23 protein-coding genes are annotated in these 23,526 nt (G+C 66.1%); 8 read left to right on the forward strand and 15 right to left on the reverse strand.

The annotated features are described in order from the left end of the window. The first annotated feature begins 1 nt into the window (after position 1). The 4 genes from Q7V45_RS02875 to Q7V45_RS02890 are packed head-to-tail and all read left to right on the forward strand — an operon-like array spanning position 2 to position 3,134. A complete protein-coding gene (locus Q7V45_RS02875; protein ID WP_304846653.1) occupies positions 2-601 on the forward strand; it encodes a nucleoside triphosphate pyrophosphatase in 600 nt (199 codons plus the stop codon). Then, entirely contained in the window at positions 598-1,488 is an 891-nt protein-coding gene (locus Q7V45_RS02880; protein ID WP_304846656.1) for a shikimate dehydrogenase, read from the forward strand. The genes Q7V45_RS02875 and Q7V45_RS02880 overlap by 4 nt, the downstream gene beginning before the upstream one ends. Before the next feature lie 3 nt (positions 1,489-1,491). Further along, positions 1,492-1,929 carry a PaaI family thioesterase gene (locus Q7V45_RS02885; protein WP_304846659.1) on the forward strand — a complete coding sequence of 146 codons (438 nt, stop codon included), beginning with the start codon at positions 1,492-1,494 and terminating at the stop codon, positions 1,927-1,929. Next, positions 1,926-3,134 (forward strand): MFS transporter, encoded by a 1,209-nt coding sequence (locus Q7V45_RS02890; protein ID WP_304846662.1) that lies wholly within the window; start codon positions 1,926-1,928, stop codon positions 3,132-3,134. Before Q7V45_RS02885 ends, Q7V45_RS02890 begins: the two co-directional genes overlap by 4 nt. Before the next feature lie 43 nt (positions 3,135-3,177). Here the strand turns inward: Q7V45_RS02890 and Q7V45_RS02895 are convergent, their stop codons facing one another. Next, positions 3,178-4,095, reverse strand: a complete 918-nt coding sequence (locus Q7V45_RS02895; protein ID WP_304846665.1) for an aldo/keto reductase — start codon at positions 4,093-4,095, stop codon at positions 3,178-3,180. Positions 4,096-4,284: 189 nt separating this feature from the next. Here Q7V45_RS02895 and Q7V45_RS02900 point away from each other — a divergent pair, with 189 nt between their 5' ends. Beyond that, positions 4,285-4,479 carry a hypothetical protein gene (locus Q7V45_RS02900; RefSeq protein WP_304846668.1) on the forward strand — a complete coding sequence of 65 codons (195 nt, stop codon included), beginning with the start codon at positions 4,285-4,287 and terminating at the stop codon, positions 4,477-4,479. Positions 4,480-4,545: 66 nt separating this feature from the next. Next, on the forward strand, positions 4,546-5,103 hold the full coding sequence (locus tag Q7V45_RS02905) for a carboxymuconolactone decarboxylase family protein (protein WP_304846671.1): 558 nt from the start codon (positions 4,546-4,548) through the stop codon (positions 5,101-5,103). A 12-nt stretch (positions 5,104-5,115) separates the two neighbouring features. Here Q7V45_RS02905 and Q7V45_RS02910 read toward each other — a convergent pair whose 3' ends face one another. From Q7V45_RS02910 to Q7V45_RS02920, 3 genes are read right to left on the reverse strand one after another with little or no spacing between them, the layout of a single operon-like run. Further along, positions 5,116-6,684, reverse strand: coding sequence for an ABC transporter substrate-binding protein (locus tag Q7V45_RS02910; protein ID WP_304846676.1), 1,569 nt, complete (start codon positions 6,682-6,684; stop codon positions 5,116-5,118). A gap of 9 nt (positions 6,685-6,693) precedes the next feature. Next, the gene (locus tag Q7V45_RS02915) at positions 6,694-7,773 is read right to left on the reverse strand and encodes a M14 family metallopeptidase (RefSeq protein WP_304846679.1); all 1,080 of its coding nucleotides are present in this window, start codon (positions 7,771-7,773) and stop codon (positions 6,694-6,696) included. Beyond that, complete coding sequence (locus tag Q7V45_RS02920) at positions 7,770-9,095, reverse strand: FAD-binding oxidoreductase (RefSeq protein WP_304846682.1); 1,326 nt, start codon at positions 9,093-9,095, stop codon at positions 7,770-7,772. The genes Q7V45_RS02915 and Q7V45_RS02920 overlap by 4 nt, the downstream gene beginning before the upstream one ends. A 101-nt stretch (positions 9,096-9,196) precedes the next feature. Between Q7V45_RS02920 and Q7V45_RS02925 the strand changes: the two genes are divergently transcribed. Continuing rightward, entirely contained in the window at positions 9,197-10,090 is an 894-nt protein-coding gene (locus tag Q7V45_RS02925) for a LysR substrate-binding domain-containing protein (protein WP_304846685.1), read from the forward strand. A gap of 31 nt (positions 10,091-10,121) precedes the next feature. Here Q7V45_RS02925 and Q7V45_RS02930 read toward each other — a convergent pair whose 3' ends face one another. The 6 genes from Q7V45_RS02930 to Q7V45_RS02955 all read right to left on the reverse strand — a co-directional run bounded on the left by Q7V45_RS02930 (position 10,122) and on the right by Q7V45_RS02955 (position 17,274). Beyond that, positions 10,122-10,922 (reverse strand): ABC transporter permease, encoded by an 801-nt coding sequence (locus Q7V45_RS02930; protein WP_304846688.1) that lies wholly within the window; start codon positions 10,920-10,922, stop codon positions 10,122-10,124. Then, positions 10,919-11,758 (reverse strand): ABC transporter permease, encoded by an 840-nt coding sequence (locus Q7V45_RS02935; protein ID WP_304846691.1) that lies wholly within the window; start codon positions 11,756-11,758, stop codon positions 10,919-10,921. Before Q7V45_RS02935 ends, Q7V45_RS02930 begins: the two co-directional genes overlap by 4 nt. A gap of 1 nt (position 11,759) precedes the next feature. Next, positions 11,760-13,205 carry an amidase gene (locus tag Q7V45_RS02940; protein WP_304846694.1) on the reverse strand — a complete coding sequence of 482 codons (1,446 nt, stop codon included), beginning with the start codon at positions 13,203-13,205 and terminating at the stop codon, positions 11,760-11,762. 10 nt (positions 13,206-13,215) lie between these two features. Further along, positions 13,216-14,301 carry an ABC transporter ATP-binding protein gene (locus tag Q7V45_RS02945; RefSeq protein WP_304846697.1) on the reverse strand — a complete coding sequence of 362 codons (1,086 nt, stop codon included), beginning with the start codon at positions 14,299-14,301 and terminating at the stop codon, positions 13,216-13,218. Then, complete coding sequence (locus Q7V45_RS02950; protein ID WP_304846700.1) at positions 14,298-15,359, reverse strand: PotD/PotF family extracellular solute-binding protein; 1,062 nt, start codon at positions 15,357-15,359, stop codon at positions 14,298-14,300. Before Q7V45_RS02950 ends, Q7V45_RS02945 begins: the two co-directional genes overlap by 4 nt. A gap of 313 nt (positions 15,360-15,672) precedes the next feature. Then, on the reverse strand, positions 15,673-17,274 hold the full coding sequence (locus Q7V45_RS02955; protein ID WP_304846703.1) for an ABC transporter substrate-binding protein: 1,602 nt from the start codon (positions 17,272-17,274) through the stop codon (positions 15,673-15,675). Positions 17,275-17,453: 179 nt separating this feature from the next. Here Q7V45_RS02955 and katG point away from each other — a divergent pair, with 179 nt between their 5' ends. Beyond that, the gene (gene katG, locus Q7V45_RS02960; protein WP_304846706.1) at positions 17,454-19,634 is read left to right on the forward strand and encodes a catalase/peroxidase HPI; all 2,181 of its coding nucleotides are present in this window, start codon (positions 17,454-17,456) and stop codon (positions 19,632-19,634) included. A gap of 328 nt (positions 19,635-19,962) precedes the next feature. Here the strand turns inward: katG and Q7V45_RS02965 are convergent, their stop codons facing one another. The 5 genes from Q7V45_RS02965 to Q7V45_RS02985 all read right to left on the reverse strand — a co-directional run. Continuing rightward, the gene (locus tag Q7V45_RS02965) at positions 19,963-20,118 is read right to left on the reverse strand and encodes a hypothetical protein (RefSeq protein WP_304846710.1); all 156 of its coding nucleotides are present in this window, start codon (positions 20,116-20,118) and stop codon (positions 19,963-19,965) included. A gap of 53 nt (positions 20,119-20,171) precedes the next feature. Further along, positions 20,172-20,660: a hypothetical protein gene (locus tag Q7V45_RS02970; protein ID WP_304846713.1), complete on the reverse strand. Its 489-nt coding sequence runs from the start codon at positions 20,658-20,660 to the stop codon at positions 20,172-20,174. Positions 20,661-21,057: 397 nt separating this feature from the next. Next, positions 21,058-21,783, reverse strand: coding sequence for a DUF5343 domain-containing protein (locus tag Q7V45_RS02975; protein ID WP_304846716.1), 726 nt, complete (start codon positions 21,781-21,783; stop codon positions 21,058-21,060). Between the two features lie 595 nt (positions 21,784-22,378). Beyond that, on the reverse strand, positions 22,379-22,840 hold the full coding sequence (locus Q7V45_RS02980) for a nuclear transport factor 2 family protein (RefSeq protein ID WP_304846719.1): 462 nt from the start codon (positions 22,838-22,840) through the stop codon (positions 22,379-22,381). Further along, the coding region (locus tag Q7V45_RS02985; RefSeq protein WP_304846722.1) for a nicotinate-nucleotide--dimethylbenzimidazole phosphoribosyltransferase at positions 22,833-23,526 on the reverse strand (694 nt) is incomplete at its 5' end. The genes Q7V45_RS02980 and Q7V45_RS02985, both read right to left, overlap by 8 nt.

Here is a 23,526-nt window from a genome sequence, read left to right on the forward strand (position 1 = left end):
CATGCTGATCCTCGCCTCCGCCAGCGTTTCGCGTCGCCAGATGCTGCAGAATGCCGGCCTCGATTTCACGATCGAGACGTCGGGCGTCGACGAGGACGAGGTGAAGCTCAGTCTTTCAGCGGAGAAGGCTGCGCCGCAGGACATTGCCGAGACCCTGGCCGAGCTGAAGGCACAACGAGTCTCGAGGCGCCATCCGCAGGCCCTGGTGATCGGCGCGGATTCGACGCTGGCCTGCAACGGCCGCCTGTTCGACAAGCCGCCGACGATGGAAGCAGCGCGAACGCAGCTTCAGGCGCTTGCCGGCCAGACCCACGAGCTTCATTCCTCGGTCGTGGTGGCGAGAGGCGGCGTGCGGCTGTGGCATTGCAACGATCGCGCCCGGCTCACCATGCGGCCGCTGCCCGATGCGTTCCTCGATGCCTATCTCGCGCGGGCCGGTGAAGCGGTGACGACCTCCGTCGGCGCCTACCAGCTCGAAGGGGTGGGCGCCCACCTGTTCACCAGCGTCGAAGGCGACTATTTCACCATCCTCGGCCTGCCGTTGCTGCCGCTGCTTTCGTTCCTTGCCGGACATGGTATCGGACTGGAGAGAGCTGCATGAGCGTTTACGACACACTGCTCGCGGAAGCCGCAGGCCGGCCCTTCGCCGCCATCGTCGGCTGGCCGGTCGAGCATTCGCGCTCGCCGGCGCTGCACGGCTTCTGGCTGAAGCAGCATCATATCGACGGCCATTACGGCCGGCTGCCCGTGAAGCCCCAGCGGGCCGCGCTGGAGGAGCTGGTCGCGTTCCTCAGGAAGACGCCCAACGCGCGCGGCTGCAACCTCACCCTGCCGCACAAGGTCGAGATCCTGCCGCTGCTCGATCGCATCGATCCCGTCGCCCGGCGCATCGGCGCGGTGAACACGATCGTGAAGCAGCCCGACGGCACGCTGGAGGGCCGCAACACCGACGGGTTCGGCTTTCTCGAAGCCCTGAAGTACAACGCACCGCACTGGATGCCGGATACCGGGCCGGTCGTCGTTCTGGGAGCGGGCGGAGCCGCCCGCGCGATCGTTTCGAGCCTGATGGATGTCGGCGTGCCCGAGCTGCGGCTCGTCAACCGGACGCGCGAGACCGCGGTCGACCTGGCCGTCGCACTCACCCCGCCGGGCGGGCAGCGCATCGTGGTCGCCTCGTGGGACGAGCGTTCCGAGCTGCTGGACGGCGCGACCCTGCTCGTCAATACGACGTCCCTCGGGATGAAGGATCAGCCGGGGCTCGACATCGATCTCGCGAAACTGCCGCACGAGGCGGTGGTCTACGACATCGTCTATGTGCCGTTGGAAACCTATCTGCTGGCCGCCGCCCGTTCCCGCGGCAACCGTTGCGTCGACGGACTCGGCATGCTGCTGCACCAGGGCCGGCCGGGTTTCGAGGCCTGGTTCGGACCCAGGGTCGACGTCTCGGCGGCGCAGCGGCATGCAGTTGCCGCAGATCTCGGAGCCTGACCCATGGACGACAGCAACCCGCCAGCCTCTGATCCACCAGCCGGATACAAGCCGCTGTTCCGCACCAGCCCGTTCCTCGACCATAACGGGCCGTTCTTCTATCGCGAGAACGGCGACGGCACCTTCATCGTAGGCCTTCGCATCCAGCCCAAGCACGCCAATGCTCGTGGCGTCGCCCATGGCGGCATCCTCATGACCCTGTGCGACATCTCGCTGGGCTATCGCACGACGCGCAGCCAGACGCCCTCGCCGCTGATCGTCACCGCGAGCGTGAAGACCGACTTCGCAGGGTCGGCGAAGATCGGCGACTGGGTCGAGGCCCATGTCGATGTCCACAAGGTCGGCGGACGGCTGGCCTTCGCCAACTGCTACCTGAAGGTGGGCGAGGAGCGCATCGTCCACGCAAGCGCGGTGTTCGCGAGGACGGGCGACCGCCCTTGAAGCTCGTCCTGACGGCGTTCCTGCCGTTTGCTCTCGGCTACTTCCTGAGCTTCCTGTTCCGCTCGCTCAATGCCGTGGTCGCGCCGGCGCTGCGCAGCGAGCTCGGCCTCGACGATGCCGCCATCGGCGTCGTGACCTCGATGTACCTGGCGGCCTTCACCTTGGCCCAGCTTCCCGCCGGCGTGGCGCTCGACCGGTTCGGGCCGCGTCGCGTGGCGCCGGTCATGCTGCTGGCGACCGCGGTGGGTGCCGTCATTTTCGCGCTCGGCCAGGACGTCGTCACGCTGAGTATCGGTCGCGCCCTGATCGGGCTCGGCCTGTCCGTCGCGCTGATGTGCGGCTTCAAGGCCAACGTCCTCTACTGGCCAATGGGCCGGCTGCCGCTGGTCAACGCCGTCATGATGACGTTCGGCGGGCTGGGCGCCGCAATGGCCACACGCCCGGCGCAGTGGCTGCTGCTCGACTTCGACTGGCGGCAGGTCTTCCTGGGCCTCGGCGCCATCACCGTCGCGGTCGCGCTCTACCAGCTCCTCGCCGCTCCCCGATACGAGCGCGGCGGAAAGGGCCGCCTGGCCGACGAACTGAGCGGTCTGATGGGCGTGCTGCGCACGCCGCTCTTCTGGAAGGCGGGACTCGCGCCCACGTTCTCGCTCGGTGTCTGGGTCTGCTACACGAGCTTCTGGGCCGCCGGCTGGCTGCGCGACGTGGCCCATCTCGACGAGCCGTCGGTCGGCGTCGCGTTGTTCGCCCTCTCGATCGCCATCGTGCCCGGCTACTTCTTCAGCGGCATGATCGTCGACCTGCTGCACAGGCGTGGCGTGCGCGGCGGCCGGGTGCTGCTGGTCTACGGAGTGCTGTTCCTGGCGATCCACGTGCCCATCGCGCTCAACGTCACGGCCGTCCCGAAGCTCCTGTGGTTCGCCTATGTGATGTTCGGCGGCATGTCGGTGGTCTGCTACGCGCTGGTGACGCGCGCCTTCGCGCCCGAGCTGGCCGGCCGGGTCAACACGACGCTCAACCTCATCTGCATGCTGATCGCGTTCGTGGTGCAGGCGGCGATCGGGCCGGCGCTGGCGTGGATGGAAACGACGCACGCCCTGCCGCGCGCCGAGGCGCATCAGGTCGTGACGGTCGCGCTGCTGGCGGTGCAGGCCGCAATCTGGCTGTGGTTTGCGTCGAGCCGGGAGGCGCGGAATCTGCCGTAGAAGGCGGTGGAGGCATGCCCCATCAGAACCCGGGATCAAACGTCTAGGCGGCGACCTCGGCGATCATCTTCTTGAGGAGCGCCGCGTCGGGATAGACGCCGAAGCCCGCCTGCAGATTGTCCGCCATGTGCTCGGGTTTGCCGGTGCCGGGGACGACACAGGTGACCGTGGGATTTGCCAGCACGAACTTGAGCAGGATCTGCGCCCAGCTCGTGGCGCCGACTTCGCCGGCCCAGTCGGGCAGCTTGCGGTTCATCAGCCTGCGCAGCAGACCGCCGCCACCGAATGGCTGGTTCACGATCACGGCGATGCCGCGCTCGGCGGCGAGCGGCAGGAGCCGGCGTTCGACGGCGCGATCGTCGAGCGCGTAGTTGATCTGCACGAAATCCCACTTCTCGGACCGCATCACGCTTTCCAGCTCGTCATGGGCGCTCTGTGTGTAGTGGGTGATGCCGAGATAGCGGATGCGGCCTTCCGCCTTCCAGGCGAGCAGGGTCGGCAGGTGGGCACGCCAGTCGACGAGATTGTGGATCTGCATCAGGTCGATGCGGTCGGTCTCGAGCAGCCGCATCGAGTTCCGCATCTGCGTGATGCCCCTGTCGCGGCCCGTGGTCCAGACCTTGGTGGCGATGAACGCCTTGGAGCGGGCAGCGGCGGCGGACAGAAGGTCGCCGACCACGGCTTCGGCCGACCCATACATCGGCGACGTGTCGATCACCGAGCCGCCGGCCGCGAACAGCAGCCGCAGAACCTCTGCAAGCGGTGCGCGCTCCTCCGGCTTCGCCCCGACGTCGAACGTACGCCACGTGCCGACGCCGACCACCGGCAGCATCTCGCTCGATGAAGGAATCCTGCGCTGGTGCATGCGGACTCCCGTCTGCGCGGCGCCGTGACCTGCAACGAGCAGGCCGGCGCCGGCGGCGATTCCCATGAAGCGAGAGCGGGTGAGGGGGCGTGACATTAGAGTGTCATTGTTCAGCAAGGATGAGCGCTGCACCAGCAGGGAAAAGCGTTGCCGCCATATTGATGCCGTACGCGAAGCTTCTCCTGTGACCGTCTGTTGTTTCGACACTTCTGGTCATTGTCTTCTTCCCTGTCGACACCATCTCAGAACCGATCGCAGATACGTCAGCCTGAAGGAGACCGCGCCATGCCCGAGCCCTTCGTCGTCGAAATCTGGGGAAAGCCCGCCGGCGTCGTCCTCAAGGAAGGCAACGCGTTCCGCTTCCATGCCTTCACCCGTCCGTTCTTCGAGTTGGAAGGCCATCAGTTCAGCACGCCGGGGCAGGCGAAGCTCGCCGCGGCGAAGCTCCAGCCGCCGCGCGAAAGCCTGCGCGCGGAATAGTGTCTTTCGCCTTGTCGGTTGCCTGACGGGACGTTAGTCCAAGCGGGACCGACAAGGAGGAAAATGGTGATCAAGCGCAAACAGCGTATTCCGATGCGTGACCTCTCGACCATGAAGGTGGAGGATCGCGAGGCCATCGAGAAGAACGCCATGAACGGCCAGGTGTTCAACATCTTCAAGGTGTTGGCCAATCACCCCGCGCTGACGAAGCGCTGGACGCCGTTCGCCGGCCACATCCTGTCCAAGCAGACCCTGCCCTTCCGCGATCGCGAGCTGCTGATCCTGCGGATCGGCTGGCTGAACCAGGCCGAGTACGAATTCGCGCAGCACGAGCTGATCGCCAAGAAGGGCGGCGTTACCGATGGTGACATCGCCAACCTCAAGGAAGGGCCCAAGGCCAAGGGCTGGAGCGAGCACGAGGCGGCGCTGATGCAGCTCGCCGACGATCTCTTCGAGAACTCGGTCGCCTCCGACGCGACCTGGGCCACCCTGTCGAAGACCTATTCGACGGAGCAGCTCATGGACGCCGTCTTCACGGTGGGCCAGTACAATCTCGTCTCCTGGGCGCTCAACAGCTTCGGCGTGCCGCTCGACGACTTCCTGCCGGGCGCCCAGAAGAAGTAGAACCCGGGGCCGTCAGCGCTTAGCGACCTCGACGTTCCAGAAGGCGATCGTCGAGGGCGGCCGGATCCAGCCCTTCGTGCGGCCGCTGACGGCCGAGGCGCCGTACCACTCGCCGAGCGGATAGTGCGTCCCGACCTGCAGGGCGCGCTCCTGGATCTCCTCGGCGATGGCCTTGCGCTTTGCCGCATCCGGCTCCAGCGCAAACGCCTGACGCATCGCTTCGATTCGTTCATCGCACGACCAGCCGGCGGAGGCCTTGTCGCAGGCCGAGTTGAGGAACAGCGAGGTGATCGGGTTCGCGACGTCGATGACGCCCGTGCTCGACAGGGTGACGTTCCAGCCGCGATCCTCCGGCGGCTCCTTGCGCATGACGCGCGCAAGGTGCGTCTGCCAGTCGGCCGGGCGCATGTCGACCTTGAAGCCGATCCGCTCGAGTTGCGCCTTGGCGACGGGGCCGAGATTGGCCAGCGAGGCGAGGTCGGTCACCTGCAGCAGCACGATCGGCCGTCCGTCGTAGCCCGCCTCCTTGAGCAGCGCCTTGGCCTTCTCGACATTGCCCTCCAGCAGACCCTGCGTGCCCTTGTCCGAGGCGAGCGGCGTGCCGCAGCCATAGTATGTCTTGCACAAGCGCCAGAACTTCGGGTCGCCGACCGCAGCGTCCAGGAAGCCCTTCTGGTCGATTGCGTAACCCAGGGCGAGGCGCATCCGGGGATCGTTGAAGGGCGGATGGAGCCAGTTCGGTCGCAGGGCATACTGGCTGGCGTAGGCGCCGCGCTGCACCTCGATGCCGCGCTGCTTCTCGACCAGCGGCAGCAGATCGTGCGCCACCGACTCGAGCGCATCGACTTCGCCGTTCAGCAGCGCGTTCACCGCCGTCTGTGGATCGGCGATCGACATCCATTCGACGCGATCGACCTTGGCGACCTTGCCGCCCGCGAAATTGGCCGGCGGCTCCGTGCGCGGCACGTAGTTGGGGTTCTTCACGTACACGACCCGGTCGCCGGGGCGCCATTCGTCGGCCTTGAACATGAAAGGGCCGGAGCCGGTCGGATCCTTGATCTGCTGGGTGGCCGGCGCTTCGGCCACACGCTTGGGCATCATGAAGGGCACGATTCCGGCTGGCTTGGCGAGCGAATCGATCACGAGGCCGTAGGGACGGGCCAATTCCAGGCGGATCGTCCTGGCGTCGGGCGCGGAGAGGTCCTTGACGTTGGCCATGAGCTTGAGACCGACCGGGTCGCGGCTGCCCCAGCGCCTGAGCGAGGCGACGCAATCCTCGGCCGTGACCGGCGCGCCGTCGTGCCACTTCAACCCGTCGCGCAGGGTGAAGCTGTAGATCAGCCCCGCCGGATCGACGGTCCAGTTCCCGACCATCTGCGGCTGCGGCTTGAGATCGCCGTCGAGCCCGAACAGCGTGTCGTAGACGAGATAGCCGTGCGTACGGCTGATCTGCGCCGACGCCCAGATCGGATCGAGGATCTTGAGGTCGGAGTGCATGACGATCTTGAGGTTCGACTGCGCGGCGGCCGGCATCGCGAGCGCGAGACCGGCGACGGCGCCCAGCAGGGTCTTGAAAATCATGGTGCCTCCCTAGGTTTGTTCGTTGATCAGCCCGTTGATCGTCTGCAGCGCCTGGGCCCGGAACTGGCCGAGGATCATCCCTTTCCAGTCGTCGGCATCGACGAAGAAGGCGTCGCGCACCGCGCGCCTGATGTCCTTCACCAGAGGCGCGGGGGTGTCGGGATGGCCCGCCAGCCAGGCCTCGCCGCGCAGCGCGTGGCGCACGACCGGATTGGGTACCGTGCCGTATTCCAGCGTCGTCGGCGTGATCGCCGCGCCGGGGCATTCCTCCGGCGCGCAGCCCGTGATGTGCCCGATCGTGCGCGGCGAGACCGATTCGGACGCCGTGCTGACGATCAGGTCGCTGCCCCACCAGGTCTTTGCGCGTTTCGTGGTTTCCTCGGAATGGCGACCGAAGATCTTCTCGCCGTGGCCATAGGGGCCGAGGCCGGTATGGACGTCGATCCAGGCGATGTGCCGCTTGTTCGATCCGTGAGTGCGCAGGATCGAGCGGATCGTGCCGTTGCTCCAGGCCGGCGCCATGCCGCTATAGAAGAGGCCGTCTGCATGCTTCGCCTGGGCGCTCGACACGCCGGGATCGCGCTGTCCCGCGAGGCGCGCCATCGCGGCGGTCAGGCGCTCCTCGTTGTCGGTGGAGGGCGGCCAGGTCTCCGGCACCAGCAGGTCGTGAATCTGCTCGTACACCGGGTTGTCGGGATAGGGTTGGGAGAAGTCTCCGAAGTTCCGATTGAGGTCGATATTGTCCTCGTTCGTCCGCTTCAGGTGCGAGAAGCCGTACGGATTAACTGCATGGATCAGCAGCAGCGCGATCCCGCGATCCGTGGCCCGCCTTGCCAGCTCGTCGTTCAGCAGCGCGAGCTGGCAGGCCGAGCCGGCGAAGCCTTCCGGGCCATGCGTCCCGGAACTCACGATGAACAGCTTGCTCGCACCGGCGGGCCCCAGCAGCGCCGTATCGGTGGCAATTTCCTCGCCCGCCGCGCCCTTCGACCGATGGATGTGATTGTGCACGCTGGCGCCGGCTTTGGCGGAGGCGTCGAGGAAGCGCTGGCGCGCCTCGTCGTAGTCGGCGGAAAAGAACGAAGCGCTCATCTGATCTTTTCGTCGATGTAATCCAGGGTGCGGAAGGCGCCGCCGATCACCGGCAGGAACCAGGGCTTGCCGGAGTAGAGGGGAATGGGCGGCAGCGCCGTTCCGGCGAAGGGCACCTTGCCACGCAGGCGTCCGGCAATTGACTGGCCCATCGCGTTGCCGAGGAACGGCATCATCGACACGCCCGAGCCGTTGCAGCCCAGGACGAAGTGTAGCCCGTCGAGTTCGCCGGCATGCGGCAGCGCGTCGTAGGTGAAGGCGACGTTGCCCTGCCAGGTGTGGGTGACCTTGGTGTGGCTGAGCTGCGGAAACCGCTCGACGAGCGCCTGGTGCAGGAGTTGGGCGCGCAGTTCGCCGGGGATCTCGGTGAAGCGGGCGCGGCCGCCGAAGATCACGCGCTTCCCGTCGGGCGAGATCCGGTAATAGTGCAGCACGCGACGTGTCTCGGAGAAGGTGCGGCCCTTGGGGCAGAGTTCGCGGATCAGGTCCGCAGGCAACTCCTCGGTCGCAATGATATGGCTGGCGATCGGCACCAGCCGCCTCTGCAGCCGGGGCGTCACGCCGGACGTGTAGCCGTTGGTCGCGACGACGACGTGGCGCGCCCGGACCTCGCCCATGCTGGTGCTGACCCGCCAGCCCTCGCCGTCGCGGGCCAGGCCGGTGGCGCGGCAATGGCCCGCCAGCGTTACCGAATTGCGCCGGCGGACCGCCGCCAGCAGGCCGCCATAGAACAGGGCGGGATGCAGCTTGCCCGCCGTCTCGAAGACCATGCCGCCATGATAGAAGTCGCTGCCGATCTCCTCGCGCTGCTCCTCGCGGGTGATCAGGCGGCAGTCGGTGGCGCCGCCGTCGCGCAGCTTGGCGAAGCGCGTGCGCAGGCCTTCATAGTGCGACGCCGCGCAGGCGCCGAGGAAGCGGCCGCGCTGCTCGAGCTGGCAGTCGATCCCTTCCTGCTCGACCAGGTCGATCAGGGCGCGATAGGCGTCGATTGCCCAGCCCACCACGTCGCGCACCAGTTCGGGCGAATAGTCGAGCGTGCGGCCGGTGAAGCTCTTGCCGATCGACAGGCCGGCGCTCAGGGCGCCGCCGCTGCGCGTCGAGGCGCCGGCGCCGAATTCGTCGGCTTCCAGCACGACGCTCTGCACGCCGCCATCGGCCAGCGCGCGAGCCGTGGCGAGGCCGGCATAGCCGCCGCCCACGACCACGACGTCGGTGCGGCCGGGCAGCGAAGGCGCGGTGATGGCTTGCGGCCGGAATGCCTCCCACCAGTAGGGTTCGTCCCTGAAGTCGCTGGAGAAGATCGACTGGTTAATCGCAGGCATGAAAGGGCTCACACGCAAAAACGTTGACAGGATGGAGTAAAAGCTTGAGCAGCGAGACGGTCAAAGTCATTGTCCGACGAGGTTAAGTCGTCGAGGTTATGATGATCACGTCGCGTCAGCTCGAAGCCTTTCGCGCCATCATGGCGCACGGCACGGTGACCGCCGCCGCGGAGCGGCTGGGCGTCTCGCAGCCCGCGGTGAGCAAGATCCTGGCGGGGCTGGAGCACGAGATCGGCTATCCGCTGTTCACCCGCATCAAGCGCCGGCTGGCGCCGACCAGCGAGGCCCGGCTTCTCGAGCAGGAGGTGGCCCGGCTGTATCACAGTCTGGAGCGCGTGACGGAGGTCGCGCGCGAGATCCGCGAGCGCCAGATCGGCGACCTGCTGATCTATTCGACGCCGGCGCTCGGGCGCAGCGTCCTGCCGGACGTCATGGCCACCTTCATGAAGCGCCACACCAAGGCGCACATCGTCTTCCAGGTCCGCAGCTCGACCTACATCAACCAGAAGATGATCGACCAGCAGATCGATCTCGGCTTCTCGATGATGCCGTTCGAGCATCCCGCCATGGTCACGGAGGAGCTGAGCCGGGCGGCGGCGGTCTGCGTGCTGCCGGGCGGCCATCGGCTGGCGCGGCGCAAGGTGATCCGCCCCGCCGACCTGCGCGGCGAACGCTTCCTGTCCTTCCCGCTCGACGGCCGCATGCGCCATCTGATCGACGCGGCCTTCGAGCAGGAGAGGATCGAGCGACAGTTGCAGATCGACGTCTACTCCTCCGCCGATGCCTGTGCCCTCGCCGCTCGCGGTCTTGGCGTTTCCATCGTCGAGCCCTTCACCGCCCGCGACTATGTCGGCGCCGGCATCGCCGTCGTGCCGTTCGAGCCCCGCATCCGCTATCTCTTCCGTGCGATGCGACCGCGCCATCGCAAGCCCTCGCGGCTGGCCGACGCGTTCCTCGACGCCGTGAAGGCCCATATGAAGGCCAAGGGCTGGTAGGGCCGAGCGACGCTCGGCCCCGCACCGAATACTAAGCCGGGTCATGGGCCACGAAGAATTCGAGGCCGATCAGCCGTTCCAGCAGCATGACCACCACCAGCGTCACCACGACGGTCGCGGTCGAGATCGCCGCCAGCACCGGCGAGGCATTCTCCTGGATGAACGCATAGATCTGGACCGGCAGGGTCGTGACCTGCGGACCTGTGAGGAACATCGTGATCGTCACCTCGTCGAACGAGATGATGAACGAGAAGAGCAGCGCGGTGACGAGGCCGGAACGGGCCAGCGGAAGGGCGATGCCGAGCGCGATGCGGCGTTCGTCGGCGCCCAGCAGCGACGCGGCCTCCACGATCTCGCCATCGATCCGCTGCAGGGCGACGACGATCGGCCGCCACGCGAAGGGCAGGGTGCAGACGACATGGGCGATGACGATGCCGGTCGCCGTGCCGAGATAACCCGCCATTGCGAGCACGTTCACCAGCGCCACGCCCAGCGCGGCATGCGGAAAGAAGAGCGGCGACATGACGGCCAGCTCGAAGGCGGGCAGCCAGCGCGGCCGCAGACGGTGACAGGCATAGGCGCCGGCGAAGGCGATGGCGGTGACCAGCACGGACACCACGGCCGCGATCCCGAGGCTGGTGACGAAGGCTTCGAGCCAGCGCGGATCGGTGGCGGCCTCGGCATACCAGCGCAGGCTGAGTTCGCCCGGCGGGAACCGGAGGTAGCCGGCGGCGGCGAACGACGTGGCGCCGATCACCACGATGGGCAGGGGCAGGAACAGCAGCAGCGCGAACGACGCGGCGCGGCCCAGTCTCACGACCGGGGCGTTCATCGGTCGGCCTTCGGCACCAGGGCCGCCTCGACCGCGCGCAGGAAGGCGAGGCCCAGTCCGCTCAGCAGCAGCAGGCAGATCGCCCAGGCCGAAGCCTTGCTCATGTTGAAGTTGTAGACGACCTCCTGATAGATCTGCGTGCCGGCCATCTTCTGGCGGATGCCGCCCAGCAGGATCGGCGTCACGATGGCGCCCATCGAGGTGAGGAAGGTGATGCCGAGGCCGGTGAAGACGCCGGGCAGCGACAGCGGCAGCACGAGGCGACGCCAGGTCTCGAAGCCGCCGGCGCCGAGCGATTCGCTCGCCTCCTCCAGGCGGTTGTCGATCTGCAGCAGGACCGAGAGCGTGGCGATCACCGAGAACGGCATCAGCACATGCGTGAGGCCGATCACCACGCCGAGATCGTTGAAGATCAGCGGCAACGGCGACTGGATGACGCCCGCCCATTTGAGCGTCTCGTTGAGGAACCCCTTGGGTCCGAGGATCACCAGCCAGCCATAGGTGCGCACGACGAGGCTGACGAGCCACGGGACCAGCACGATCACCAGCAGCAGGTTGCGCCAGCGCGGCAGGCGCCACAGGAGCCACGCGATCGGATAGGCCAGCACGGCCGCGGCGACCGCCACGATGGCGGCGATCGACACGGTGCGCAGGAAGACGTCGTGATAGTCGGGCCGGTCGAGGATCTGCCGGAAGTAGATCAGCGAGAAGCCGTCCTTGTTCCAGAAGGCATGGAAGAGGAGCAGCGCCACCGAGCCCAGGAACAGCGCGAGCACCAGCAGGGCCGGCAGCAGCAGCCAGCCGAGGCCTCGCGGGGCAGAGGTGGCGCCGCGCATCTCAGGCGCCGGCCGCGAAGCCCGGCGGGAACTCGCCCGAAGCGCCGGTCTCCGCGTCGAACGCCTGGGCGAGCTTGATGAGATGTCCCTCGCCGTACCACGGCGCCACGAAGTGAATGCCGATGGGCAGGCCCGCCGTGGAGCGGCCGAACGGGATCGAGATCGCGGGATGGCCGGTCATGTTGAACGGGATCGTGTAGGTGTACCAGGCGGAGCGGAGGTCGCCGAGCGGCTTGCCGTCGACCACCAGCGGCTCGAACTGGTTCTGGGTTGCGGGCGGCGCCGGCGTGGCGACGGTCGGCGTGAGCAGCAGGTCGCAGTCGGCGAACAGGCGCTGCACGGACTTGAAGGCGGTGGTGCGGTCGACCAGCGCGCGGCGCAGCGCCACCACGTCGATGGCATTGCCTTCGTCCAGTGTCCTGGCGAAGGACGGATCGAGCTCGCCGCGGCGGTTCTTCAGGATGTCGGCGAAGCGCTCGATCTGGTTGGCGCGCAGGATGATGCGCGCCACGTCGAGCTTCCAGTCGATCTCGCGGCCGTCCATCTCCTTGATCGTGGCGCCCTGCTTGTCGAGGAAGGCCAGCGCGGCATTGAGGCGGGCCTCGGTGTCGGGGTCGAGATAGCCGCCGGTCATGCGGCGGATGACGGTGATGCGCTTGCCGGCGATCGGATGCCCGCCAGCCTTATCGGGCCAGGCGAAGGGCTCACGGCCGATAGCCAGCGTCCACGGATCGTTGGGATGGCTGCCCGACATCGAGGCGAGGCCGGCGCCGAGATCGGCGGGATGGCGCGCCATGACGCCGAGATAGGTGAGCTGGCCGAACTGGTCGGGCGGCACTTCGTGGGGCACGCGGCCCAGCGTCGCCTTCAGCCCGTAGACTCCGCAGCAGGCGGCGGGAATGCGGCCCGAGCCCGCCCCGTCGGTCGACATGGCGATGGGACCGAGTCCCAGGGCCACCGCGACGGCGGCGCCGCCGCTCGAACCGCCGCTGGTATGCTCGCGGTTCCACGGATTGCGCGTGATGCCGTGTAGGGGACTGTCGGTCAGCACCTTGTGGCCGAACTCCGGTGTCGTGGTCTTGGCGAACAGGACGGCATCGGCGGCGCGCCACTGGGCGATGGCCTCGGCGTCGATCGACGGCACGTTGTCCTTCATCGTGACGGAGGCGAAGGCGGTGCGCAGGCCCTTGGTGAGAATGAGATCCTTGGCCGAGACCGGCACGGCGGCCAGCGCACCGACGGACCCACCGGCCTTGCGCCGCGCGTCGAGGGCGTCGGCGGCGGCGCGTGCGCCGTCCGCATCGAGCGTCGCGATCGGGTTGAAAGGCTCGGCCTTGCGGGTGCGTTCGAGCAGGCCCTCGACGATGTCGCGCGCGGCAACCTTGCCAGAGGTGAAGGCTTCCACGTGGTCTGCGACGGTGCGGCCGGCGAAATCCTGAGCGGGCATGATCGTTCTTTCAGGTTGAGGCGAAGAGCGTGAATGTGTCGGACGGTACGAAGAGACGCGCCGTCTTTCCTTCGGCGAGTTCCGCCACGTGCGGCGTGTCGGCCATCGCCAGCGCCGTGAGCGGCCCCAGCGGCGTGTCGAGAACGGCCTTCACCGTAGGCCCGAGACGATGCAGCGCCGTGACGCGGGCTTCGATCGACAGCGCGTCCGCTTGTGCTCCTCCCAGCCGCACCGACTCAGGGCGGCAGGCGAGCTGGCAGGCGTGGCCGGCCGATGCGGTCCCGACGACGGACGCGCGGGGGACGGAGATCGCCCGTCCGGCGACGGAGACCGAGACCGACAGGGCGTCGACCGTCTCGATCCGGCCGTCCATCATGTTGATGTCGCCGACGAAGCGCGCGACGAAGGGCGAGGCGGGGCGGCGGTAGATCTCGCCAGGCGTGCCGATCTGCTGCACATGCCCGCCGTCCATCACGACGATCGTGTCGGAGAGCATCGTCGCCTCCTCCTGGTCGTGCGTGACGAACACGAAGGTCGTGGCGAGCTGGCGCTGGATCGACTTGAGTTCCACCTGCAACTGGCGGCGAAGCTGAAGATCGAGCGCGCTCAGCGGCTCGTCGAGCAGCAGGATGGCGGGCTCCAGCGCCAGCGACCGCGCCAGCGCCACGCGCTGCTTCTGGCCGCCCGAGAGCTGGCCGATGCGCCGCCGCTCGAAGCCGGCCAGGCCCACCAGTCCCAGGAAACGAGAGACGCGGCTGGCAATCTCGGTCGCGGCGGTGCCCCGGATCCGCATCCCGTAGGCCACGTTCTCGAAAACGTCGAGATGCGGGAACAGCGCCAGGTTCTGGAACACCATGCCGAGCGGCCGACGCCGCGGCGGCACGCCCTGCATGCGCGCGCCGTCGATGGCGATGCTGCCGCGGCTGGGGTCGAGAAAGCCCGCGATCAGGCGTAGCAGGGTGGTCTTGCCGCAGCCCGAGGGGCCGAGCAGGGTGACGAAGCTGCCGCCCTCGATCGAGAGATCCACCCCGTCCAGTACCGTCGCGGTGCCGAACTCCTTGCCGACACCGGTGATCGAGATCGATCCTCGGCTCACTGCTTGACGCCGGACATGAGCTTCTCGGCGCGGTCGACCCGTGCCTCGTTGTGCTCGACGACGATGCGCCAGTCGGGTGAGTAGAGTGACTTCACGATCTGCTCGTAGGGCTGGCCCAGCGTCTTCTGCAGGTCCTCGGGCAGCTTGACCTTGGAGTTCATGGGCAGCCAGCCATCGAGCAGGGCGGCACGCAGCTGCGGCTCGGCGCCAGCGATGTAGTTCATCCAGACCAGCGACTTGTCCTGGTTCTTGCCGCCCTTGGGGATCACCACGACATAGGGCAGCATCAGCGCGCCCTCTTTGGGGATCACGATGCCGACATTCTTGGCGCCCTGGCGACGCAGGGCCCAGACACGCGAGGCGTAGAAGGGCACGGCCGCCACCTCGCCGCGCGTCAGCAGCGTGTTCATGTGCGCCAGCGACGTGTAGGTCGCCAGCACGCTCGGCACGATCTTCTCGAGCAGCTTGAAGCCCGGATCGATGTCCTTCTCGCTGCCGCCCATCGCCTTGGCCATGATCACCGCGTCGTAGGGCGCGAGATAGACCGGCCGGGTCAGCGACAGCTTGCCCTTCCACTTCGGGTCGGCCAGCCCCTGCCAGGAGGCGAAGTCTTCCGCCTTGGCGAGGTCGGTGTTGTAGGCGATCCCGTAGTAGGTGAAGTAGACCGGCAGCCCGACGTGGCGGCCTGCCTTGTCCCTGGTCAGGTACTTGGGATCGACGTCGGCGATCCCCGGGAGCTGCTTGTCGTCGAAGCTCTCGATCAGGCCCGCGTTGGAGAGCGCGATCGCCTCGAAATAGGTGACCAGCGCCAGACTGTACTGGCCTGCCGCCGCCGGAGAGCGAAGCGCGCCGGCCGGGTTCGGCACCTCGACCATCTTGAGGGTGGAGCCGTTGCCCGGGTTGAACTGCTTCATGAAGGCCTCGCGCCAGGTGTTGGCGCCACCGCCGCCCCACACCGCCATGGTGAGTTCCTGGGCCGAAGCACTACCCGCGCCGCTGGTCGCGCCCGCACAGGCCAGGACCGCGCCGCACATCAACGCCTTCAATCGGTTCATCATCGCTGGCCCCCGCCGTTGTTGCTTCGCACCGACGTTAAACGCCTGCTGCAGGGGTCGAGAAATTCATTCGTCCCGCCTGGTCATTCCAGGAGGTTATGAGAGGGTGGCGATGTGTGTGCTCGGCTCGGCCCCGACAGGATCCTGCCCTTCGTCGGCGCCTGGTACCGCACGCGTGATTGACCGGATCGGGTGCGGGCCTAGCCTTTCATGCTCCTCGCCCCCGCTAGGGGGAGAGGCTGGGTGAGGGGGCGACGCACCCCCTGTAACCCCCTCACCTAACCTCTCCCCCGATCGGGGGAGAGGAACATGAGACTTACTTCATCGTGATCGGCGAGAAGTCCTGGAACCAGTTCTGGGCCTGCACGAAGCCCGTCACCTTGGTCGACAGGGCGCGCGGCGCCACGTCGTGGGTCACGAACAGGAACAGCGCGTCGTCGACGATCTTCTCGTGGACCTTCTTCAGCGCCTCGTCCTGCGCCTTCTGGTCGAAGGTCGTGCGCGCCTTCTCCAGCAACGCGTCCATGCCCGGGTCCTGGTAGAAGCCCCAGTTGGTGCCGTTGGGCGCCACCAGCTTCGAATCGAGATGACGGATGAAGGCGGTGAACGGATCCTGGATGAAGTAGCTGAAGTTCAGCGCGCTGGCGCCCTTGGCCAGGTCCGACTTCGCGCCGGCCCGCCACAGGTTGATCAGCGTGTTCCACTCGGCGACCTCGAACTCGATCTTGATGCCGACATCGGCCAGGTTCTGCTGGATGTACTCGTTCATCGGCAGCGGCAGCATCTGGCCCGAGCCCGAGCTCGAGATCAGCACCTTCACGGTCACCGGCTTGGCCTTGCTGAAGCCCGCCTCGGCCAGCAGCTTCTTCGCCGCTTCCGGATCGAACTTCACGTCGAAGCTCGGGTTGCCGAACCACTGGCTGCCCGGCGTCAGGAAGCCCTTGGCCGGGATCATCATGCCCTTCAGCAGCACCTTAAGCCCCTCGCGGTCGACGGCGAGGTTGGCGGCCTTGCGCACGCGGATGTCCTTCCACGGCGAACCGTCGGCGAAGGAGAGGTGCCAGGTCCAGTTGTGCGGATAGGCGTTGCTGATGAGCTTGAAGCCGGCCTTCTCCAGGCTGGGGATCGCGTCGGGCGACGGCGCCTCGATCCAGTCGACCTGGCCCGAGCGCAGCGCCGCCGTGCGGGTCGCGGGCTCGGGAATCGGCAGCAGCACCATCTTGTCGAGCTTCGGCACGCGGGCCTTGTCCCAATAGTCCTTGTTCGGCGACAGCTCGGCGCGGGTCTGCGGCTGGAAGGCCGTGAGCTTCCACGGGCCGGTGCCCGAGGGCGTCTGCGCGAACTTGTTCCAGTCCTTGCCGACCTTCTCCCACTGCGCCGGGCTCGACATCATCACCCAGGAGATCTGGTAGGGCAGGAAGGCGTCGGACGTCTTGGTCCGGATCTCCACCGTCCGGTCGTCGATCACCTTGTAGGAGGCGACGGCGGGAATGCGCGAGCGGCCCTGCGCGGCCTGCTTGGGATCGAACTGCGGGGACTTGTCGTTCAGGATCTTCTCGAGGTTCCACACCACGGCGTCGGCCTTGAAGTCGCTGCCGTCATGGAACTTCACGCCGTCCCGCAGGGTGAAGGTCCAGCGCGTCGGATCGGCCTCGTCGACCTTCCACGAAGTGGCGAGGCCGGGCACCAGCACCGAGGCCTTGTCGGCGGAGGACAGGTCCCAATTGATCAGCCCGTCATAGAGCGTGTAGCCCATGAACCGCATGCCTTCGCCGCCCTGGTCGGTCTGGCCGGTGGTGAGCGGAATGTCCGAGGCGGTCATGCCGATGCGCAGCGTGCCCTGCGCCAGTACCGGGGTCGCGGCCAGCGACGCCAGCAAAGCGACGGTCCTCAGAACGGCATTTTTGCGGAAGATCATGACGAAGGTCCCTGTTTTCCTTGTGGTCGTTGTCTCCGCAGACGCCAGAACCATGCCAAAGGACAGGTGGCGCCGCCGTCCCGCCCGTTCGAGAGTGCCTGCGTTCGACAAAGAACGTGACTTCCAATTTGGAATCGTTCTAAACTGAGGCCACGAGCCCAGAACACGAGGGATGGACCATGACGACCGAAAGCAAGTGCCCCTTCAGCGGTGGACCCAAGGCGGCGAACAACCGGGACTGGTGGCCCAACCAGCTCGACCTGCAGGTCCTGCACCAGCATTCCCCGCTGTCCAATCCGATGGGCGAGGCGTTCGACTACGCCAAGGCGTTCAAGAGCCTCGACCTCGATGCCCTGATCGCCGACCTGCGCGCCCTGATGACCGATTCGCAGGACTGGTGGCCGGCCGACTTCGGCCATTACGGCCCGTTCTTCATCCGCATGGCCTGGCACAGCGCCGGCACCTATCGCGTCGGTGACGGAAGAGGCGGCGCCGGCGGCGGCCAGCAGCGCTTCGCCCCGCTGAATTCCTGGCCCGACAACGTCAATCTCGACAAGGCGCGCCGCCTGCTCTGGCCGATCAAGCAGAAGTACGGCGCGAAGATCTCCTGGGCCGACCTGCTGATCCTGACCGGCAACGTCGCGCTGGAATCGATGGGCTTCAAGACCTTCGGCTTCGGCGGCGGCCGGGCGGACACCTGGGAGCCCGAGCAGGACATCTACTGGGGCCCCGAGGGCAAGTGGCTGGCCGACGAGCGCTACAGCGGCGACCGCCAGCTCCAGGGCTCGCTGGGCGCCGTGCAGATGGGCCTGATCTACGTCAATCCCGAGGGCCCCAACGGCAACCCCGATCCGGTGGCGGCGGCGCACGACATCCGCGAGACCTTCGCGCGCATGGCGATGGACGACGAGGAGACGGTGGCGCTGATCGCCGGCGGTCACACCTTCGGCAAGACCCACGGTGCCTGTGACGCCGCGCTGGTCGGGCCGGAACCGGAAGCCGCGCCGATCGAGCAGCAGGGGCTGGGCTGGAAGAGCAGCTTCGGCACCGGCAAGGGCCATGACGCGATCTCCAGCGGCCTCGAAGTCACCTGGACCTCGACGCCGACGAAGTGGAGCAGCAACTTCTTCTGGAACCTGTTCGGCTACGACTGGGAGCTGACCAGGAGCCCGGCCGGCGCCCATCAGTGGCGGCCGAAGAACGGCGCCGGCGCCGGTTCGATCCCCGACGCCTTCGACAAGAACAAGCGTCATGCGCCGACGATGCTGACGACCGACCTCGCGCTGCGCTTCGACCCGGCCTACGAGAAGATCTCGCGGCGCTTCTTCGAGAACCCCGACCAGTTCGCCGATGCCTTCGCGCGGGCCTGGTACAAGCTTACGCACCGCGACATGGGCCCGATCGCGCGTTATCTCGGCCCGCTGGTGGCGAAGGAGCCTCTCGTCTGGCAGGACCCGATCCCCGCCGTCGACCATCCGTTGGTCGGCGACGCCGAGATCGCGGCGCTGAAGGCGAAGCTGCTCGCTTCGGGCCTCACCGTGTCGCAACTCGTCACGACGGCCTGGGCCTCGGCCGCGACCTTCCGTGGCGCCGACAAGCGCGGCGGCGCCAACGGCGCGCGCATCCGCCTCGCGCCGCAGAAGGACTGGGCGGTCAACCAGCCGGCCGAACTCGCTTCGGTTCTGCAGAAGCTCGAAGCGGTGCAGAAGGACTTCAACGCCTCCGCTTCGGGCGGCATGAAGGTCTCGCTGGCCGACCTGATCGTGCTGGGCGGAGTCGCCGGCATCGAGAAGGCGGCCCAGGCCGCCGGCCATGACGTGAAGGTCCCCTTCACGCCGGGCCGCATGGACGCCTCGCAGGAGCAGACCGACGTGCATTCGTTCGAGCCACTGGAGCCGACGGCCGACGGCTTCCGCAACTTCGTCGGAACGAAGATGCCGCAGTCGCCGGAGGAGCGGCTGGTCGACCATGCCCAGCGCCTCACCCTGACCGCGCCCGAGATGACGGTGCTGGTCGGCGGCCTGCGCATGCTGGGCGCCAACACGGCTCAGTCGACGCACGGCGTCTTCACGGCGAAGACCGGGACGCTCGGCAACGACTTCTTCGTCAACCTGCTCGACATGGCGACCGAGTGGAAGCCGGTCGCCGGCGAAGAGGGCGTCTACGAGGGCCGCGACCGCACGTCCGGCGCCGTGAAGTGGACCGGCGCGCGCGTCGACCTGATCTTCGGCTCGCACAGCCAGCTCCGCGCGCTGGCCGAGGTCTATGCCCAGTCCGATGCGAAGGAGAAGTTCGTGAACGACTTCGTCGCCGCCTGGACCAAGGTCATGAACCTCGACCGCTTCGACCTCCACGCCTGAGCCGCGTGACCTGAAACAGAAAGCCCGCCCGGCGAGAGCCGCGGCGGGCTTTTTCATATCCCGTCATCTCGACCGGAGCCGCCCGAACGGCGGCGCAGTCGAGGGAACTCGCGGAGTTCAACTTCAGTTACAACAACCGCAGTTCGCTCGGCGTAGGCGACCGCGCTCGCACCGTAAAGGCGCTCAAGGGCGTCAGCGGCAAGCGGCTGACGTACCACAAGGTTGTAAGGGTGAAGATGGCGCGGTTGCGCCAACTGCTTGCGCCGCTGCTACGCTAGACAAGAAAAAAGCCCCGCTCGCGCGGGGCTTCCCTGTTCGGTAGCAAATTCTACCGCGCAGCGACCCGACGAGGCTCTTTGTCGAAGATGTGGTCGTGACGATGCAGAGCTTGCTTGAACTCAGCATCCGCCTTCCACTCGCGAACCATTTCTTCGCGGCGTTCAGCTAGCTGTTCAATCAATGCGATTTGCATATCGCGTTCCATCGTTACCTCCTCAGGTAAGTGTTAAACGCAGCGCCGGACATCAAGGTTGCAACTCACGCGGCTGATGCTTTGCGACGCATCATCCACACGAGCTTCCCATGATGTACGTCAGCTTGCGCCACTTCGTACCCGCAACGATCAAACACTATGCTTACAGCATCGTGCTTGGCAAGCACCACACCGGCCACGTCTACATCACGTGTGATGCGAAACACTTCCTCAGGTCTGACATCATTTAGCAAGTTTTCGGTAGCGAGAAGCACAACATCTAGAACTTTCTTGCGACAATCCGCCGGTATATCGCCGGGAACGTCCAGTCCGCTCCAATAGTACTCCTCCTGATCCGGCGGGTACGCTCCAATTAGGCAAAAATGATACTCTAGATAATTGCACCCTGGAACCGGCCTGAGCCCAACTTCCACGTAATAATTGGTCTCCCGATCTGGGTCATGCCCCACTCGAACAAGCACATAATACGAAGATCCACGCCGAAACACTTCCGCATGGAACGATTGGCCGAAGTCGACTGGAATAAATGCCATGAATTAGGTCACTTCTTGGCCTTCGCTCTCTTCTTAACTGCGGGCGGCGTAGGCTTTAGATGAGGGGTAGCAGGCGTACTCAACGCGGCGCGCAAAGCATTATCGCGCCCATTGTTCGCTTCCGGCGCCGACTATTGCCCGGCGCGTGATTGTCGCACGGTCTTTGCCATGGACTCCATCAAATGATAAAGGAACCCGTCGCGCTCAGTCGTGAGACGAAGGCGCGACGGGATAAGCCAGAAAGGCTTTTAAATCAGCTTATTTGGCGATCCGCACACTCCATAACGGGCCTCGTGTTCGTTGGGGGTTCTGCCCTAGGTGCCAGCTTGGCAGCGGAGACACCTTGGACACTCGATGTAGTCGGCGACCTTTGGGTCGCCGTTCTGCTGTCGGACCATCACAAATCAAGTCCCTTGAAATACTTAATTAAAGTCCAGACGGCGTTCTGCGTGGCATCGTCCATGTCGTGCGGCTTGAAGTGGTCCAATAGCATTTCAGAAGGGCGCTTGTCGGCCGGCGGCGGTGATGATGGTGGCGGATCGCGGTGGGTGCTCTTGCGGGGCGCTGTACGCTCCCAAGAGGGCGTCGCCGGAGCAGCCGTCGGAGCGTCTCCGGATCGCACTGAGCGCTTTTTCGCTCCATTGGACCGAGGTTTCTTGTTTCGGAGAATGTAGGGGCTGATCTTAATGTCGGCTTCGCGCGCAGCGTTCAAAAAGAACGTCGTCGCTTTGCGTGACACCTCATCTGCAGCCGGATATTCCCGCCTGAAAAGCTCATTGAACTGGCTTGGCGAGGCAGTTTCCAGGCTGAGATTGAACAGCGGTGCGTATGCGGACTGCAGGACGGCTCGTAGCGTTGCGGGCCACTCGTCGGTCCCAAGTGCATCAACCAACTCCTGCAGCGTGCGCTGACTGTTGTTGCTCTGATCGATCAACCCCAGAAACCGTAGTCCGGTCATCACCTGACTTCCGACCGCCCCAGAGAAAGTCGGCAAAACGCTACGATCCACGCGCTGTGGCATGCCGTGCTCTTTGAATTGAGCGAGAGCCGTCTTTACCGAAGCAAAGGCGGTGTAGGGGGCGGACAGCTGCCTCACGCTGTCATTGGTTTCTAACTCTGCCATTTTTCTCTCTTGAGAAATCGCGCGTCCATCTAATAGGCATATGATATGCCAAATAGATTCCAAATGCAAATCACCGGTACAAGAAACGCCAACAGCGGCGTTGCGCGTCCAGACGCAAGCGACAAAACCGCATTTCCTCTTATAAACATAGGGTTTTGGCTATGAAAGAAAAGATGTCTTGTTGGAGCCTTTAGTGGCAATCCTCTAAGAAGGGTATCAATCGGGCAGGCCCGTAGACTGTTATACGTAGAAGACCTATCCTCTCCAGCTCCCTCAGGAATTGCCAAGCACTAGGGAGTGAGCTTCTCGCATAACTACGCGTTCTATTTTAATTCAATGGGTTACGATGATTAGAAGCCCATTTTGGACGAGATGGTCGAACTGATCGATTGGCATGGATCGGGAAAGGACTGGAACGCTACCAGCCGTGAGAACGACAGGGAATGACTTTACTGTCCAAAAAGAACATGGCGTGAACAGATGAAAATTGACAGCGCTCACCGCCGCTACACCCTCGCGGTGCAACGGGTTTCACCGGCCTATGACGCTCTAGTGTTATGGAAAATAGTGGCTGTTGCCAGGCTCTCCGGCGCGCTCAGACGAGCCGCGTCGCCTGGCTCACCGCCAACTGCCACCCGTCCTGCGCGGTGATGTACACGCACACCCAGCGGAAATCGTAGGTCTTCTGTTCCTTCACATTCAGGATCGGGCTCTTGCCGGTGACGATCACGGTCGGGCCGGCGAAGACTCGGAAGACGAGGTCGGTGGCGGGCGCTGCTTCGATCAGCGGTTCGCCGGCCATCGCCGCGACCAGGCGGGCGTCCTTGTTGTCGAGTTTCCCTGAGCCGTGTGTGTGCGTGAAGCTGTCGGCGTAGAGCGGGCGCAGGGCGGCGAAGTCCTTGGTGAGCACGGCCCGGGCAAGCTTCGCGCGGAAGTCGGTGACTTCCTGGATGAACTTCTTGGCCTCCGCCGAATCTGGCTGGCGCGGCGGATGGGCGAAGGCTTCGGGAGCGAGAGCGAGAAGCGGGAGTCCCGCGAGCAGGGTGCGTCTACGCATCCTTCGAGGATACGCCGGCCTCGGCGAAGGTCGCCATGCCGTTGTGGCAGGCGGCGGCTGCCTTGAGCAGCGGCACGGCGAGCGCCGCGGCCGAGGCTTCGCCCAGGCGCATGTCGAGGTCGAACAGCGGGCGTATCCCGAGTTCGGCGAGCAGGCGGGTGTGGCCGGGCTCTGCCGAGCGATGGGCGACCAGGCAATGATCGAGCGCGCGGCGGTCGACGGCGCGCAGCACCGCGGCGGCGGCAGTGCAGGCGAAGCCGTCGAGCAGCACCGGGATGCGGCCCATGCGGGCGGCGACGATGGCGCCGGTCAGGGCCGCGAATTCCTCGCCGCCGACCGCAGCCAGCAGTTCGAGCGGATCGCGGCGGGCGATCGCCTCCTTGTGGCGGACCAGGGCCTCGTCGATCACCGCGATCTTGTGCGCCAGCGCCTTGCCGGAAACGCCGGTGCCGGGCCCGGCCCAGTCGGCACCCGTGCCGCCGTAGAGGGCAGCGCACAGCGTGGCGGCGGCGGTGGTGTTGGCGATGCCCATCTCGCCCAGGCACAGAACGTCGATGCCGGGCTCGGCCGCCATCATGCCGTAGGCCATGGCGTTGGCGGCGCGCGTCTCGTCCATCGCCGGCCCTTGCGTGAAGTCGGCGGTCGGATGGTCGAGGTCGAGTTCGTAGATGCGCAGGTCGGCGTCG

Origin of the sequence: Reyranella sp. (assembly GCF_030651995.1) — a bacterium.
In the GTDB taxonomy this organism is placed as follows: domain Bacteria; phylum Pseudomonadota; class Alphaproteobacteria; order Reyranellales; family Reyranellaceae; genus Reyranella.